Origin of the sequence: Paracidovorax cattleyae, from assembly GCF_900104515.1 — a bacterium.
Taxonomy (GTDB): Bacteria; Pseudomonadota; Gammaproteobacteria; order Burkholderiales; family Burkholderiaceae_C; genus Paracidovorax; species Paracidovorax cattleyae.
Genome location: NZ_FNJL01000006.1, coordinates 84,241 through 99,019, shown reverse-complemented (window position 1 = coordinate 99,019; position 14,779 = coordinate 84,241). Strand labels below are relative to the sequence as shown.

The 14,779-nt window shown below is 71.5% G+C and carries 14 protein-coding genes; 6 read left to right on the top strand and 8 right to left on the bottom strand.

Annotation, left to right across the window (positions count from 1 at the left end):
* The first annotated feature begins 5 nt into the window (after positions 1-5).
* The gene (locus tag BLR05_RS06575; RefSeq protein ID WP_092833006.1) at positions 6-755 is read left to right on the top strand and encodes a sporulation protein; all 750 of its coding nucleotides are present in this window, start codon (positions 6-8) and stop codon (positions 753-755) included.
* Positions 756-765: 10 nt separating this feature from the next.
* On the opposite strand, the gene xopAC (BLR05_RS06570) is transcribed toward BLR05_RS06575, so the two are convergent.
* The 4 genes from xopAC (BLR05_RS06570) to BLR05_RS06555 form a co-directional block, all read right to left on the bottom strand.
* Entirely contained in the window at positions 766-2,277 is a 1,512-nt protein-coding gene (gene xopAC / locus BLR05_RS06570; RefSeq protein WP_167361212.1) for a XopAC/AvrAC family type III secretion system effector, read from the bottom strand.
* Between the two features lie 64 nt (positions 2,278-2,341).
* Complete coding sequence (xopAC, locus tag BLR05_RS06565) at positions 2,342-3,970, bottom strand: XopAC/AvrAC family type III secretion system effector (RefSeq protein WP_225979023.1); 1,629 nt, start codon at positions 3,968-3,970, stop codon at positions 2,342-2,344.
* A gap of 140 nt (positions 3,971-4,110) precedes the next feature.
* Positions 4,111-4,998, bottom strand: coding sequence for an N-formylglutamate amidohydrolase (locus tag BLR05_RS06560; protein ID WP_092833005.1), 888 nt, complete (start codon positions 4,996-4,998; stop codon positions 4,111-4,113).
* Positions 4,999-5,019: 21 nt separating this feature from the next.
* Entirely contained in the window at positions 5,020-5,988 is a 969-nt protein-coding gene (locus BLR05_RS06555; protein ID WP_092833004.1) for a tripartite tricarboxylate transporter substrate-binding protein, read from the bottom strand.
* Between the two features lie 123 nt (positions 5,989-6,111).
* Here BLR05_RS06555 and BLR05_RS06550 point away from each other — a divergent pair, with 123 nt between their 5' ends.
* A complete protein-coding gene (locus tag BLR05_RS06550; RefSeq protein WP_092833003.1) occupies positions 6,112-7,038 on the top strand; it encodes a LysR substrate-binding domain-containing protein in 927 nt (308 codons plus the stop codon).
* Positions 7,039-7,047: 9 nt separating this feature from the next.
* On the opposite strand, the gene BLR05_RS06545 is transcribed toward BLR05_RS06550, so the two are convergent.
* On the bottom strand, positions 7,048-7,788 hold the full coding sequence (locus BLR05_RS06545; protein ID WP_092833002.1) for a Crp/Fnr family transcriptional regulator: 741 nt from the start codon (positions 7,786-7,788) through the stop codon (positions 7,048-7,050).
* Between the two features lie 89 nt (positions 7,789-7,877).
* Here BLR05_RS06545 and BLR05_RS06540 point away from each other — a divergent pair, with 89 nt between their 5' ends.
* From BLR05_RS06540 to BLR05_RS06530, 3 genes are all read left to right on the top strand, one after another.
* A complete protein-coding gene (locus BLR05_RS06540) occupies positions 7,878-9,557 on the top strand; it encodes an adenylate/guanylate cyclase domain-containing protein (protein ID WP_092833001.1) in 1,680 nt (559 codons plus the stop codon).
* A gap of 133 nt (positions 9,558-9,690) precedes the next feature.
* A complete protein-coding gene (locus BLR05_RS06535; protein ID WP_092833000.1) occupies positions 9,691-10,044 on the top strand; it encodes a DUF4148 domain-containing protein in 354 nt (117 codons plus the stop codon).
* 205 nt (positions 10,045-10,249) lie between these two features.
* The gene (locus tag BLR05_RS06530; RefSeq protein WP_092833107.1) at positions 10,250-10,615 is read left to right on the top strand and encodes a DUF4148 domain-containing protein; all 366 of its coding nucleotides are present in this window, start codon (positions 10,250-10,252) and stop codon (positions 10,613-10,615) included.
* A gap of 121 nt (positions 10,616-10,736) precedes the next feature.
* On the opposite strand, the gene BLR05_RS06525 is transcribed toward BLR05_RS06530, so the two are convergent.
* The 3 genes from BLR05_RS06525 to BLR05_RS06515 all read right to left on the bottom strand — a co-directional run bounded on the left by BLR05_RS06525 (position 10,737) and on the right by BLR05_RS06515 (position 13,526).
* The gene (locus BLR05_RS06525) at positions 10,737-12,194 is read right to left on the bottom strand and encodes a sensor histidine kinase (protein WP_092832999.1); all 1,458 of its coding nucleotides are present in this window, start codon (positions 12,192-12,194) and stop codon (positions 10,737-10,739) included.
* Positions 12,195-12,225: 31 nt separating this feature from the next.
* Positions 12,226-12,900, bottom strand: coding sequence for a response regulator (locus BLR05_RS06520; protein WP_092832998.1), 675 nt, complete (start codon positions 12,898-12,900; stop codon positions 12,226-12,228).
* 101 nt (positions 12,901-13,001) lie between these two features.
* Complete coding sequence (locus BLR05_RS06515) at positions 13,002-13,526, bottom strand: MarR family winged helix-turn-helix transcriptional regulator (RefSeq protein WP_192883819.1); 525 nt, start codon at positions 13,524-13,526, stop codon at positions 13,002-13,004.
* Positions 13,527-13,686: 160 nt separating this feature from the next.
* On the opposite strand from BLR05_RS06515, the gene recA reads away from it, so the two are divergent.
* Positions 13,687-14,751, top strand: a complete 1,065-nt coding sequence (recA, locus tag BLR05_RS06510; RefSeq protein ID WP_092832997.1) for a recombinase RecA — start codon at positions 13,687-13,689, stop codon at positions 14,749-14,751.
* Positions 14,752-14,779: the final 28 nt, after the last annotated feature.

The following is a 14,779-nucleotide window of genomic DNA, read 5'->3' as shown; positions in this document are numbered from 1 at the left end:
TCACCATGCTGCGCGCCGCCGTCCTCGTTCTGCTGCTGGCCAATGCCGGCTACTACGCCTGGGCACAGGGCCTGCTGCGCGACTGGGGACTCGCGCCGGCCGAACAGTCCGAGCCCCAGCGGCTCGAGCAGCAGATCCAGCCCGAGAACCTGCGCATCGGCCGGCCGGTGTCCGGCGATGCGGCATCGGCCCCCGCGTCCCCGCCGCCCGCGGCGCCTTCCTCCGCAGACACCCCGGCCAGCGAGGCATCCCACCCCGCCCCGCCCCCCGCATCCGCAGGGCCGGCGCAGGGCGCGGCGGCGGACCGCACGGCCTGCCTGCAGGCCGGCCCGTTCGACGCGCGCCAGGCCGAGGCCCTGCGCACGGCCGCGGCCGCCCTGCCCGCAAACACCTGGAGCCTGGAGCCTGTGTCGGTCGCGAGCCGGTGGATGGTGTACATGGGGCGCTTCCCCGACGAAGACACGCTCGAGAAGAAGCGCGCCGAATTGCGTGCGCGCAAGGTGGCCTACGACCGGCCCGGGCCGGGCCTGGAACCGGGCCTGTCCCTGGGCCGCTTCTCCACGGAGGAGGCCGCCGAACGGGCGCTGGCAGCGCTGGGCACGCAGGGCGTGCGCACAGCCCGGGTGGTGCAGGAGCGCTCGGACGCCACCGGCCATGTGCTGCGGCTGCCGGCGGCCACGCCCGCGCTGCGCACCCAGGCCGAAACGCAACTGCGCACGGCCCTTGCGGGCAGGCTGCTGCGCAACTGCGGCTAGGAACGCCTTCTCAGGCGGCGACGGCGCAGGCGGGTTCCCGCCAGTGCGCCAGCCCCCGCATGACCTGGCGCACCAGATCTTCCATTCCCCTGGCACGGGCGGGGCGCCCTCCCGCGAACACCACGGCAGCGTGCAACCGCTCTTCCCTGCCCGGCAGCCGCATCGGAGGCAGGCCCTGGCGCAGCAGCGCCCAGTCCATCGCCAGCAGTGCGGCGGATGCGTTGCCCGACGGCAGCGGACGCAGGCTCATGAAGGCCTGGTGGAGCAGTGCCGCGACCTCGACGGCAGCCAGCGGATCGCCCCCTGCCAGCCGTGCCTCGAGGTGCACCGTGACTTCCGCCAGGTGGCCCGGCAGAGCGCGCGCGGGCGGGTAGCTGCGGTGATCGAAACCCGGCGGCGCTGCAACGGCGCGGGGGTCACTTTCGCGGCAGGGCAGCGGCCCCCGGCCAGCAGGCACACGCTGGATCTCGTGCGTACGCAGCCGCGGCTCGCCCGGCGCCCGGCCGTTGGCGATCCAGCCCAGCTCCAGCAGCGCCTGCGGGGTGAACGGGCGGCCTTCGGCCACCCAGGTATCGACCGTGCGCGCCGCATCGCGCCAGGATGCCGCGGTGGCCGTGCCATCCACGCGCTCGCTCAGGAACAGCGCGAGCCGCGGCCCCTCCTGCACCGGCAGACCCCTTCCCGAGGCGCCGCCGGCGATGTACCGCAGGCATGCGCCGAGTGCCCGGCGCTCGGCTGGCGTCCATGGCGGTGCGCGCAGCAATTCGGCCGTGAGCGCCGCCGGCGTGCCGTCCAGCACCACCCGGCCGGGCATGGCGAGACGGCCACCGGGAAGCGCGTGCAGGCGGGGGTTGCAGGACAGGTCCACGAAAGCCAGCGCGGGCAGTTGCGCCGCCGCTGCGGGGATCGCCGTGAAGCGGCAATGCGACAGCCGCAGCTCCCGCAGCCGCGTGGCCTGCGCGAGGCTGTCGGGCAGGTTGCCCAGGTCGAAATTCGCCGAAAGATCCAGCGTTTCCAGTTGCGGCAGCGCGAAGAGCGCTGCGGGCACCTCTGTGACGAAACTGTTGCGCGCCGCCAGGAAGCGCAGCGCGCGGCAATGCGCCAGTGCATCGGGCAACCGGTAGAGCCCCGTGTTGTCGGACACGTCGAGCGCCTCCAGGAACTCCAGCCGCTCCAGGCCGGGCGGCAGCTCCGATAGCGCCAGACCGCTGAGGTCCAGTGTGCAGGACCGCTCCGCGTGGGCCTCCAGCACCCGGTCCACGGCTTCCTCCCGCAACTCGTCGAAGCCTCCCGGCAGCGGGCGCACGGCCGCGGGCCGCGCAAGCCGCACGGCCATGCGGGCCCAGAAGCCGCCCCGCGGTACGTGTTCCGGACCGGCGCCGCGCCACTGGCGCAGCGCCCGCATCCATTCACCGTGGCCAGGCAACGGCGCTGCAGGGACCCTGCGCGGGGCCTCCACGGTCTGCGGTACCGCATCGGGAAACGCGGACCTGGGACGGTATGGACTGGAGCTGAGGTTCATGGTCGCTGGGGTCGAAGCCGGTCTGGTTGCGTGGCAGGGCAATGCGGCGGGCCGCGGGTCTGGTTCAGCCTTCGGCGGGCGCCTGGGCCAGCAGACGCGCCATGAGCGCATCCATGTGCCGGACGGTTTCCTGCAGCAGTTCTGCCGCCGCGTCCGGCGACGCGATGCCCGAAAACCGGAACAGGACCGCAGCGGGCAGGGCCGGGTCGTCGGGCAGCAGGACCGGCGGCAGACCATGCTGCTGCAGGGCCCAGTCCATGGCCGCCAGGGCCGTGGGTTCGTTGCCCTTGTTCAGGGGGCTGAGGACCACCAGGGCCCGGTAGAGCAGCACGGCCCGTTCCAAGGCGGACAGCGGGTCGAGCGCCGCATCGGGCGCATCGCCCGCCGACAGCCAGGACTCGACCGCCGCGAGCAGCGGCGGCAGCGCGCCGGGAGACGGCCGGCCCACACCGGCGTCCGTACCGGCCGGCCCCGCGTCGAATAGCCCGTCCGGGCATTCCTGCGTACGCAGGAGGCCCGCGCCGGCCGGCCGGAAGTTGATGCGCCAGCCCAGCTCCAGGATCCGCGCAGTGGTCACCGGATCCCCATCGTCCAGCCAATCCGCGATGGCCTGGTGCGCGTCCTCGCAGGCTTCCTGCGTGCCCATGCCGTCGGTGCGCACCGTGAGCGACAGCCGGGCACGCAGCTGCCCGACCTGGTCCGAAAGGCGGGGCTCCGCCCGCATCCTGGCCTGCAGCAGGGACCACGCGCGGGCGATGGTGTCCATATGCTCCGCGAGCGTGCCGCGCTGGCGCGGCGTCAGCGGCAGGTGGCGCAGCAGGCCGGCGATGGCCTCCAGGGGCGTTCCTTCGAGCCGCAGGCGCGGGTCGTCCAGGCGCCACCCGGCGGGCAGCTCCTGCAGCCGCGGGTTGTGCGCGATCTCCAGCCGCTCCAGCGTGGCAATGCGCTCCAGGCCGGCGGGCAGGTGATCCAGCTGGCACTGCGAGGCGCGCAGCGTCCGCAGCGCGGGAGCGCGGGCGGCTTCGGCGGGAAGCGAGCGCAGTTCCGCGTTGTCCGAAAGGTCCAGCGTCTCCAGCCGTGGCAGCGAGAATATCTGCGGAGGCACCTCGGTGATGCCGCAATGGCGCGCATCGATCGCCCGCACCCCCCGGCAGTGGGCGAGCCGCTCGGGCAGTGCGCCCAGCCCCGCATTCCAGGAGATGTCCAGCCGCTCCAGGGTGCCCAGGGCCTCGAGGCCGGGCGGCAGGTCCGTCAGCCCCAGTCCGTGCAGGTCCAGCGTGGGAGCGCCCACGTCATGGGCGAGCAGCAGGCGGCCCGCGGCGACCTCGCGCAACTCCGTGCCCCCCTGCGCGGCGCCGAACGCCGCGCCCCCACGGTCCAGGACCCGGTCCGCGGCCATGGCGAATTCCCTGCAGCGCCCGGCGAATGCTTCTGCCCGCTCATCGCGGGCGCCGCCCCGGTTCCTGCGCACGGAAAACAGGCCCCGGAACCCCTCGGCGGCCAGCCCCTGCGACGGCTGCCGGGCCGGATCGGCCTCGCACCAGGCCTGCAGCGCCTCGTACCAGGCCTGCAGCAAGGGTGCACCGGGTGATGTGGCGGCCTGGCGCGGTGCAGCGATCGTCCCCCCGCGTTCCGGGGGCATGAAGGACAGGACGGAGGCGCCGAAAGGCGCCGTGAGCAGGGGCGAGGTCATGGCAGCGGGGGCGGTGTGGGGAAAGGAAAGCGGCTCGCCCCCAATCTAGGACGCGCCCCCTTCCATGCCCCGCACCGGCACGACGCGGTGTCGCGAAATGCGAACCGCCCACGCTGTCCGCTGCCGTGCGCAGCGCCGCGTCAGCCGCCCGTGGAGCGCCGCGGATCGAGCGCCAGCAGCAACTCCACGAGCGCGCGCAGGTCGGCCTGCAGGCGCCCGAAGCCCTCCGGCTGCAGCGCCAGCGTGTGCTCGTCCATGTAGAGGCGGCGGTTGATCTCCACCTGGATGCTGTGCCGGTCGCGGGCGGGATCGCCGTAGCGGCGCACGATCTCGACGCCCTTGTAGGGATGGTTGTAGTCCACACCGTAGCCGCGCTCCCGCAGGAAGGCGCAGAGCGCCTGCGACAGCGCCGGATCCGCGGTGGTGCCGTCGCGGTCACCGATGACGAAGTCGGCATGCACGAGCCCGGGATGCAGCGTGGCATGGCTGGCCGCGACGGAGGGCATCGAGTGGCAGTTCAGGTGCAGGCTGTAGCCGTGGCGCGCATGCGCGGCCTCGATGGCCTGCTCCACCGCGGCATGGTAGGGCCGCCAGCACTGCTCGATGCGCGCGCGCCCTTCAGCCACCGACAGCGGCCGGTCATAGATGGGCAGGCCCTCGTCGGTGCACTTCCAGATGAGGCCCTTGCCGAGCCGCACCTTCTGCAGCACCACCGGGTCGGCGGTGACGGGGTCGGGCCACTCGGCATCGAAGAGCGTGGTGTCGATCTCCGTGGTGTCCCGGTTGGCATCGAGGTAGATCCGCGGGAAATGCGCCTCCACCCACGCGACGCCGAGGGCGGGCGCGAAGGCGTAGAGCTTTTCCACATGGGTGTCTTCCGCGCGCCGCAGCACGTCCGGGGCCAGCGCGGCACGGAAGTCGTCGGGATAATCCGTGCCGCTGTGGGGCGAATCGAGGACCAGGGGCGTGCGGCCCGGCACCACCGATACGGAAGCGGCCACGGGGCTCAGCGGCTGCGGGTCGGGCATCGTCGGGCTCCGTTCATCGGGTCAGTCGAGGTGGATCTGGGCATAGGCAGCGATTTTCCGCATCTTGGCGATCTCCTGCTCGATCTGCCGGGAAAACTCTGCGGGCGGGGTGCCCGTGGGGTACAGGCCCTGGCCGGAGAGCCGGTCACGCACTGCCGGCTCCTTCAGCGCGGCGCCCACGGCCTGCTGCACGCGCAACACCGCCGCGGGCGGCGTGGCGGCCGGGGCCACCAGGCCGAACCAGGAAGGCTCGTTGGCCTGGGGATGGCCCAGTTCGCCGTAGGTGGGCACCTCGGGCAGCACGTCCGCGAGCCGCTGCGGCCAGGAGACGGCGAGCGCACGCAGCCGACCGCTCTTCACGTAGGGCAGCGCGGAGGCGACCTGGTCGAAATACACGGGCACCTGGCCGGCCAGCACGTCGTTCACTGCCGGGCCGGCGCCACGGTAGGGAATGTGCACCATGGAAGTGCCGGTGCTGATCTTGAACAATTCGCCCCACATGTGGCCGATGGTGCCGTTGCCCGGCGATGCGTAGGACACCTGGCCGGGCCGTGCCTTGAGGTAGGTCACGAACTCGCCGAAGCTGCGCACCGGCATTTCCCGCGGATTGACCACGAGGATGCCCGGCGCCTTCACGATCTCGGTGACCCCGGCGAAGTCGCGGACCGGATCGTAGGGCAGCCGCGAGAAAACGGCGGGGTTCACGCCATGCGTGGACACGGTCGCCACGCCGAAGGTCAGCCCGTCGCCTGCAGAGCGCGCCACCTCGGCCATGCCGATGGAGCCGCCCGCGCCGGCGCGGTTGTCGATCACCACCGGATGGCCCAGCAGGCGCTGCAGCGGCTCCTGCAGCACGCGGCCCGCGATGTCGGTCGCGCCGCCCGGAGGAAAGGGCACGACGATGCGTAGCGGCCGGCCCTCCTGCGCCCTTGCGAAGTTGCCGATGAAGGGTGAGGCGGCCAGGGCCGCGAGCCAGGAACGACGCTGCATGGTTTCCTTTGAGGTTATCGATGAGATTAATGGAATAAATGCACGAATGACGCAAAGGGCGTGCCGGTTAACATTCCGATTCGGCATACCCTCATCGCCGTCCGTCTCCCCGGAACCCTCCCCATGCCCCTGCGCCGACTCAATCCTCCTCTGCACCTGCTGCGCACGTTCTGCACCGTGGTCCGCTGCGGCAATGCATCGGCGGCAGCAGAGCCTCTGGACCTCACCCAGAGCGCCGTCAGCAAGCAGATCCAGGAACTCGAGCGCTGGGTGGGCGTGCCACTGTTCGAACGCAGCCGCCAGCGCCTGGTCCTCACCCCGGCGGGCGAGCGCTACGAACTGGCGGTGCGGGAACTGCTGGCCCGCCTGGAGGCCGCCACGCTCGAACTGCTGGCCAGCGGGCACGACGGCGGCGCGCTGCAGGTGGCCGCGCTGCCCACGTTCTCGGCGCAGTGGCTGGTGCCCCGGCTGGCGGATTTCCGGCAGCGGCATCCGCGCATCACGCTGCACCTGGCGCAGCCGCTCATCAATGCCCTGCCGGGGCCGGAGACGGACTGCGCCATCCTCTTCGGCGACGGCCACTGGCCCGGCATGCATGCCCACTACATCGCCGGCAACGACGTGGCGCTGATCGCCCCGCCGCCCGGGTCCGGCAGCACGGAACACCCCGTGCCGGTGCTGCGCAGCCCCGCCGACGTCGCGGGACACACGCTGTTGCGGCACGTGTCGGAGCCCGATGCGTGGGAGCGATGGGGCGAGCGCCACGGCGTGCAGGGGCTGAAACGCTTCGACGGTCCGGTGCTCGACCTGTTCGAGACCGTCATCCGCGGCGTCGCCATGGGCCTGGGCCTCGGCCTGGTCCCCCGCTGCCTCGTCCGCGAGCAGATCGCGGCCGGCGCCATCACGGAACCGCTGCCGGACGCCGGCTTCAACAGCCGGCTGGGCTACTGGCTCTGCCATGCGGGCGGGCGCACGCAATCGCCCGCGCTGGGCCATTTCCGCGCCTGGCTGCTGCACCAGGCCGAGTCGCACCCGGGCCCTGCGGCCTGACCGGCGGAGTCAGCCTCCGCGCACTTCCGCCACCATGCGTTCGAGCCGGGCCAGGTCGGTCACCACGAACGCCCGCCCGGCCTTCTCCAGCAGCCCCTGCCGCACGAGCACGCCGAGTTCGCGCGTCACCTGCTCGCGGTTGGTGCTGATGCGGCTGGCGACTTCCGCATGCGCCGGTGCCGGATCGATGCGCGCGCGCCCTGCCGCATCCGCACCGCCCGACGCCCGGGCCATGCGCAGCAGCTCCGCATGCAGCCGGTTCTGCACGCCCAGCGTGCTGAGGTCGATCACCCGCTCCGACAGTTCGCGCACCAGCACGCACAGGCCCTCCACGACGCGCCGCGCCACGGCGGGTTCCTCGGCCATCAGCCTGCGGAAATCCTCCGGCGGCAGGCTCGCCGCCAGGGTGGGCGCCAGGGTGACCACGTCGGCGGAACGCGCGCCGCCGTCGAGCGCGGCCAGCAGGCCGATGGGCTCACCCGGGCCGCAATCGCGGAAGGTGACCTGCCGGCCGTTGGCCGAATAGGTGGTCACACGCACCTGCCCAGTGAGGATGAAGTACACCTCCGCCTCCGCGGCTGCGCGGGAAAACAGGCGCCGCCGTGCCGGCAGCTGCTGCCAGCGGCACTGCTGCGCAATCCGGTCCAGCCGCTGCGCGTCGAGCCCCTCGAACAGCGTCACCCCCCGCAGCGCGAAGCTCGAGGGAACGGCGGCGACGGGAGAGGAACTGCGGCGGGGAGCGGACACCATGCGAAGACCACGGAAAGGGGAAAGGACCGGCGGACGGACACCGCCGGGCTCGGGGCATTATGCTCAGCGCCCCGCCCCGCCCCGTACCGATGCCCCGCTCCGCCCCCGATCCCGCCGACCTGTCCGGCCGCCTGCGCCGCCGGCCCTCGGCGCGCGACCTGCGCTGGGCGAGCGGACTGACGCTGTGGCTCTACGTGGCGCTGCACCTGGCCACGCATGCCGCGGGCCTGGTATCCCTGCAGGCAGCGGAAGCCCTGCGCCGCGCGGTGCATGCCGCGTGGGCGACGGCACCCGGCACGGTGCTGCTGTACGGCGCCTTCGCCGTGCACCTCGCGATGGCCGGCACCGCCCTGTGGCGCCGGCGCAGCTGGCGCATGCCGCCCGTCGAGGCATTGCGCATTGCCCTGGGATTGCTGCTGCCGCTGCTGCTGGCCACGCACGTGGTGGGCACGCGCTGGCTGGAAAGCACCTGGGGCGTGGAGCCGTCCTACCTGCGCATCGTGCGGGCCATCTGGTCGCCCGAGTCCCTGGCGCGGCAGGCATTGCTCCTCACGCTCGCCTGGCTGCACGGCTGCCTGGGCCTGCACCTGGCCATGCGCCACCGCGCGGCATGGCGCCGCCACCAGGCCCTGCTGCTGACGGCAGCCGTGCTGCTGCCGGTGCTCGCGCTGCTGGGCACGCTGGCCATGGGCCGCGAAATCGCCTGGGCCGCGCAGGCACTGCGCTCCCCCGGGCCGCCGCGCCCGGCCGCGGAGGCCGCACGCTCGCTGGGCGATGGCCTGCAGCTCGGCTGGCTGATGGCATTGGCGGCCCTCGTGACGGCCCGGTTCGCTGCGGGCGCGCTGCGCCGCCTGCGCGGCGAAGGCTGCGTGACGCTGCAATACCCCGGCCGTACCGTGCAGGTGGCCCGGGGCACCAGCGTGCTGGACGCCAGCCGCCTGCACGGCATCCCGCACCTGTCCCTGTGCGGAGGGCGGGCGCGCTGCTCCACCTGCCGCGTGCGCGTGGAAGCGGAAGACGGCAGCCTGCCGCCGCCGGAGCGCGATGAACTGCGCACGCTGCAGCGGGTGAACGCACCGGAGGGCGTGCGCCTGGCCTGCCAGTTGCGGCCGCAGGGCCGAGTGCGCGTCACGCCGCTCTTCCAGCCCGGCGCCGGCCCGGCGGCAGCGCGGCTGGGCAGCGAACGGCTGGTGGCCGTGCTGTTCGTGGACCTGCGCCGCTGGTCGGGACTGGCGGAGCGCCAGTGGCCCTTCGATCTCGCCTGGGTGCTGGACCAGTATTTCGAGCGCGTCGGCAGCGCCGTGCGCGAGGCCGGGGGACTGCCCAACCAGTTCATCGGCGACAGCGTGATGGCCCTTTTCGGACTGGACTGCGACCTTCCCACGGCCTGCCGCCAGGCCCTGGCGGCCGCCGCGGCCATCGAGGAACGGATGGAGGCATGGAACGAAGCTTTCCAGGCGCAGTTCGGCCACGCGCTGGACTTCGGCATGGGCCTGCATGCGGGCGCCGTCGCCGTCGGGCAGGTGGGCTTCGAGGACACGACCACCTTCACGGCCGTGGGCGAGGTGGTGAACACCGCAAGCCGGCTGCAGGACCATTCCAAGGTGGTGGGCGCGCGGCTCGTGCTCTCGGCGGACGTGGCGCGCCTCGCGGGCGCGCAGGACCAGTTCGGCACGCCCGGCCCGATCGCCGTGCGGGGTCGATCGCAGCCCCTCGAAGTGCTGCACGTGGCACGGCCGTCGTCCCTGCGCGCACCTTCCGGCGACTGAGCCGCTGCGCCTGCCATCTGCCGGATGCTGTGCGCTTTCGCACAGACCGCAGCAGGCCCGGAGGACACACTTGCCTCCATGCCGCAACGCAACACCGCAACGCGGCGATGACCCGACCGAAAGGAACCACACCATGAACGCACACCGTCCCTCCGCCCTCGTCCTGGCACTGGCCGCACTGGCCTTCGCCGGCGCCGCCTCCGCAGCACCCGCCTCGCAGGAAGACTGGTTCGGTGCCGAGCCCGCCGTACAGGGCAAGCCCCTGTCGCGTGCCGAAGTGGCGGCGGACCTGGCTTTGTGGGATCGCGCAGGACTGCGCGGCGTGGGCGAGGGCGACCGCAGCGCCCTGGCCGACCCCGCCAATGAGCAGCGCCTGGCCGAGTACCACCGCCTGCGCAGCGGGCCCGAGTACCTGGCCGAAGTGCGCCGGCAAGGAGGCGAAGACCGCTCCGTGGCAGGCCAGGCCACCGCAGCCGGCGGCAACTGAACTGCGCCCACTGTTGCATCTGAAACCGCCTGTTCTCCCACGCCGCAGCACCGGGGGGAGCACAGTCCGGTCGGACACAGACCTACACGAATCCGTGCGTTTTCGCACATGCAGGGGCAGGGAAGAGGCGCAAACTTCGTCCCATGCAGAACGCAATCCGGCGTGCTGCACATTGTTCCCCTTGTCGAAGAAAGGACTCATCGCCATGAATCGCAAGCATCTCATCGCCATCGCCACCATCGCCTTCGCAGGCGCCACCGCAGCCTCTGCCGCTCCCCTGTCCCAGGAAGAATGGGCCGGTCCCGCACCGGTGGCCTCGCAATCCACCCAGCAGCCGCTGTCGCGCGCCGAAGTGCTCGCCGACGCCAACCTGTGGCGCCGCGCCGGCCTGGACAAGTTCCAGGTGGGCGAACGCTCGCCGGCCAGCGACCCCGTGTACCAGGAACGCCTGGCTGAATACCAGCGCCTGCGCAGCGGCCCCGAATACGTGGCAGAAGTCCGCCGCCTGGGCGGCGACGTGAGCGCCGTGGCCAGCATGTACGAACACGGCACTGTGCCGATGACGAACTGACGGTCACGCCTGATGCCAAGGCCCCCGTTCGCGGGAGCCGCGGACAGTACGCAGCCCGCCCGGCCCGCGCCTGGCGGGCTGTGTCGCATGGACCGTCAGCCAGGCAGCGGGAGCGGCCTGCTCACGCGGGTTCCGGGTCGTCCCCTGCGGAAAACCGCACGGAAAAGCACGCGCCCGACGGACTCACTCCCGGATGCGCGTCTTCCAGCCGCACCTCCGCGCCATGCTGGCGCGCGATTTCCAGCACGATCGGCAGGCCCAGGCCCGAACCGTCGGCATCGGTGCCCAAGGCGCGGTAGAACGGACGGAACACCAGTTCGCGCTCGGCCTCCGGCACGCCAGGGCCGGAATCCTCCACCTGCAGCAGCACGATGCGCCCGAACCGATCGGCCAGCACCCGCGCAGTCACCACCCCGGGCCAGCGGCTGCTGGAAGGCGTGTAATTGATCGCGTTGTCCAGCAGATTGCGCGCCAGCTCCTTGAGCAGGGTCGGGTTGCCGTCCACCCACACGCCGGGGTCCGCCGGCTGGGCCCCTTCGTAGCCGAGATCGATGGACTTCTCCAGCGCGCGGGGCACGCAGTCGCGCACGGCCTCGCGCACCAGGCGCGCAAGATCCACCGGCTGCCGCGACAGCACGGCGCCACCGGCTTCCGCGCGCGCGAGCGCGAGCAGCTGGTTGACTGTATGGGTCGCACGCACGCTGGCGCGGCCGATCTGCTGCAGCGAGCGCTTGAGGTCTTCCGTGCTGGTGCCCTCGCGCTGTGCAAGATCGGCCTGCATGCGCAAACCCGCCAGGGGAGTCTTGAGCTGGTGCGCGGCATCCGCCAGGAAACGCTTCTGCGTGGCCAGTGAATCCTGCAGCCGCTGCAGCAGATCGTTCACCGAATCCACCAATGGAGCCACCTCCATCGGCACCGCCCGGTGGTCCAGCGGGGACAGGTCGTCCGGATCGCGTGCGCGAATGCGCTCTTCCAGCCGGTGCAGCGGCTGGATGCCGCGTGCCAGCGCGAGCCAGACCAGCAGCACGGCGAGCGGCAGGATGACGAACTGCGGCAGCATCACGCCCTTGATGATCTCGGTGGCGAGCACGCTGCGTTTTTCCCGCGTTTCCGCCACCTGCACCAGCGCAGCGGGAGCCCCCTGTATCGGCAACCGCACCCAGATGGCCGCCACGCGGATCTCGATGCCACGCAATTCCGCGTCGCGCAGCCGCACCTGGCCGGACAGCGGGCGATCGTCCTCGGGCGGCTGTGGCCGGGGCAGGTCGCGTTCGCCGGACAGGAACTCCCCGCGGGGCCCCAGGACCTGGTAGTAGACGATGTCGGATTCATCCGCGCGCAGGATCTCGCCGGCAGGCTGCGGCAGGTTGAACTGCACGCGGCCGTCCTGCACCGTGACGAGTTGCGCGAGCGCATGGGCGTTGTACTCCAGCGCCCGGTCGAAGGGCTTGTTCGCCAGCCCCTGGGCCACGAGCCAGGTCAGCGCCAGACTCACCGGCCACAGCAGCAGCAGCGGCGTGAGCATCCAGTCGAGGATCTCCCCGAAAAGCGACCGCTGTTCGCGCTGGAAGATCTTCAAGGCACGTCGCCCGCGGCAGGAGGAGGCCGCGCTAGGCGGCGACCTTCTCCAGGCAGTAGCCCAGCCCCCGCACCGTGGCGATGCGGATCGGCCCGCGCTCTATCTTCTTGCGCAGGCGGTGGATGTACACCTCGATGGCGTTGTTGCTCACTTCCTCGCCCCATTCGCAGAGCCGCTCCACCAGTTGCTCCTTGCTCACCAGCCGCCCGGCGCGCTGCAGCAGCACTTCCAGCAGGCCCAGTTCGCGGGCGGACAGCTCCACCAGCTTGCCGTCGATGGTGGCCATGCGCCCCGCCTGGTCATAGACGAGCGGGCCGTGCCGGATGGTGCTGCTGGTGGCGCCCATGCCACGCCGCGTGAGGGCGCGCACGCGCGCCTCCAGCTCCTGCAGCGAGAAGGGTTTGGCCATGTAGTCGTCGGCGCCATAATCCAGGCCCTTCACGCGCTCCTCCACGCTGTCGGCCGCCGTGAGGATCAGCACGGGCAGCGCCGAGCCGCGGCCGCGCAGCCGCTTGAGCACATCCAGGCCATGCATGCGCGGCAGGCCGAGATCGAGGATCAGCAGGTCGAATTCCTCCGTCGTCGCGAGCACGGTGTCGGCATCGCTGCCGCTCGCCACGTGGTCCACCGCCGCCCCGGAGCCGCGCAGCGTGCGCAGCAGGCCATCCGCCAGAACCTGATCGTCTTCGGCAATGAGGATGCGCATGGGCCTGTCTCCGGTGTTTCTGGGGATGCGCCGCAGGCGGCGTGACCTGCCCCCGGGCTTTCCGCCGATTCTAGGGACATCGGCTGGTGCGCGGCACGGGGTCACTCCGCCATGCCGTCGCCCCCCGCATAGGCCTCCAGGCCCAGCCGCACCACCGCGGCCACGGCGTCGCCCACCTCCGCACCGAATTCCGCCTCGGCCTGCGCGACCGCACTGCGAAAGGCCTGCAGCCAGGCCAGGCCCGTGTCGGTGAAGCGCACCCGGCGCGCCCGCGCGTCATGCGGGTCGGGCTCCCGCACCACCAGCCCCCACGCTTCGCACTGGTCCACCAGCGCGGCCATCGACTGCTTGGCCATGCCGGCGCGCGCCGCCAGGTCGGTGAGCCGGTCGCCCTGCAGCGACAGGTGGCGCGTGATGTGGATGTGGGCCGCGCTGACCTGGTCGCGCGCAGCCAGGTGCGAGAGTGCCAGGGGAACCTGCACGTCGTGCGCCATCAGCTCGAGCACGCGCGCGTCGAAGCGGCGCATGGCATGGCCGAGCAGGCGGCCCAGGTGGGTCAGGCGCCAGGCGTCGTCCCGGGGGGCCAGGCTGCCCGACGGGGGTCGAGGAAACGGGGAAAAAACCATGCATCAATTGTCAGGCAAACTGATCAAAAAATGCATTGTTTGAAAAGTATCCAACCCCTACACTACTGGTCAAGCATCCAGCCTGTGATTGAAGACAGCCATCCGATGGCATCGCATTCGCCGGCTTTCCTTCCACGTTTTCCTCTTTCAGGAGCACTCCATGGACGCACCCGTCAAGAACAACGCCGCCAACAGCGAAAAGGCCAAGGCCCTGCAGGCGGCCCTCGCCCAGATCGAAAAGCAGTTCGGCAAGGGCACCATCATGCGCCTGGGCGAAGGCGAAGCCATCGAGGACATCCAGGTCGTCTCCACCGGCTCGCTGGGCCTGGACGTCGCCCTGGGCGTGGGCGGCCTGCCCCGCGGCCGCGTGATCGAGATCTACGGCCCCGAATCCTCCGGCAAGACCACCCTCACGCTGCAGGTCATCGCCGAGATGCAGAAGCAAAACGGCACCTGCGCCTTCGTCGATGCCGAGCATGCGCTCGACATCCAGTACGCCCAGAAGCTCGGCGTGCACGTGCCCGACCTGCTCATCAGCCAGCCCGACACCGGCGAGCAGGCCCTGGAAATCGTGGACAGCCTCGTGCGCTCCGGCGCCGTGGACCTCATCGTCATCGACTCGGTCGCCGCGCTGACCCCCAAGGCCGAAATCGAGGGCGAGATGGGCGATGCGCTGCCCGGCCTGCAGGCCCGCCTGATGAGCCAGGCGCTGCGCAAGCTCACCGCCACGATCAAGAAGACCAACTGCATGGTCATCTTCATCAACCAGATCCGCATGAAGATCGGCGTGATGTTCGGCAGCCCCGAGACCACGACCGGCGGCAATGCGCTGAAGTTCTACGCCTCCGTGCGCCTGGACATCCGCCGCACCGGCACCATCAAGAAGGGCGACGAAGCCATCGGCAACGAGACCAAGGTGAAGGTGGTGAAGAACAAGGTGAGCCCGCCCTTCAAGACGGCCGAGTTCGACATCCTCTTCGGCGAAGGCATCAGCCGCGAGGGCGAGATCATCGACATGGGCGTGAACGCCCGCATCATCGAGAAGAGCGGCGCCTGGTACGCCTACAACGGCGAGAAGATCGGCCAGGGCCGTGACAACGCACGCGAGTTCCTGCGCGAGAACGCCGACCTGGCGCGCGAGATCGAGAACAAGGTGCGCGACGGCCTGGGCGTCTCGCTGCTGCCGTCCGTGGCAGCCGGCGCCGCTGCGGCCGACGAGGCCTGACACGCAGGGCACACGGAGCGCCGGCCTG

Coding starts and splice junctions, on each gene's coding strand:
- BLR05_RS06545 (WP_092833002.1), bottom strand. CDS start 7,788: ATGGTGTCCGCTCCCCGCCGCAGTTCCTCTCCCGTCGCCGCCGTTCCC.
- BLR05_RS06575 (WP_092833006.1), top strand. CDS start 6: ATGCTGCGCGCCGCCGTCCTCGTTCTGCTGCTGGCCAATGCCGGCTAC.
- BLR05_RS06530 (WP_092833107.1), top strand. CDS start 10,250: ATGAATCGCAAGCATCTCATCGCCATCGCCACCATCGCCTTCGCAGGC.
- recA (WP_092832997.1), top strand. CDS start 13,687: ATGGACGCACCCGTCAAGAACAACGCCGCCAACAGCGAAAAGGCCAAG.
- BLR05_RS06560 (WP_092833005.1), bottom strand. CDS start 4,998: ATGCCCGACCCGCAGCCGCTGAGCCCCGTGGCCGCTTCCGTATCGGTG.
- xopAC (WP_167361212.1), bottom strand. CDS start 2,277: ATGAACCTCAGCTCCAGTCCATACCGTCCCAGGTCCGCGTTTCCCGAT.
- xopAC (WP_225979023.1), bottom strand. CDS start 3,970: ATGACCTCGCCCCTGCTCACGGCGCCTTTCGGCGCCTCCGTCCTGTCC.
- BLR05_RS06520 (WP_092832998.1), bottom strand. CDS start 12,900: ATGCGCATCCTCATTGCCGAAGACGATCAGGTTCTGGCGGATGGCCTG.
- BLR05_RS06555 (WP_092833004.1), bottom strand. CDS start 5,988: ATGCAGCGTCGTTCCTGGCTCGCGGCCCTGGCCGCCTCACCCTTCATC.
- BLR05_RS06550 (WP_092833003.1), top strand. CDS start 6,112: ATGCCCCTGCGCCGACTCAATCCTCCTCTGCACCTGCTGCGCACGTTC.
- BLR05_RS06515 (WP_192883819.1), bottom strand. CDS start 13,526: ATGGTTTTTTCCCCGTTTCCTCGACCCCCGTCGGGCAGCCTGGCCCCC.
- BLR05_RS06540 (WP_092833001.1), top strand. CDS start 7,878: ATGCCCCGCTCCGCCCCCGATCCCGCCGACCTGTCCGGCCGCCTGCGC.
- BLR05_RS06535 (WP_092833000.1), top strand. CDS start 9,691: ATGAACGCACACCGTCCCTCCGCCCTCGTCCTGGCACTGGCCGCACTG.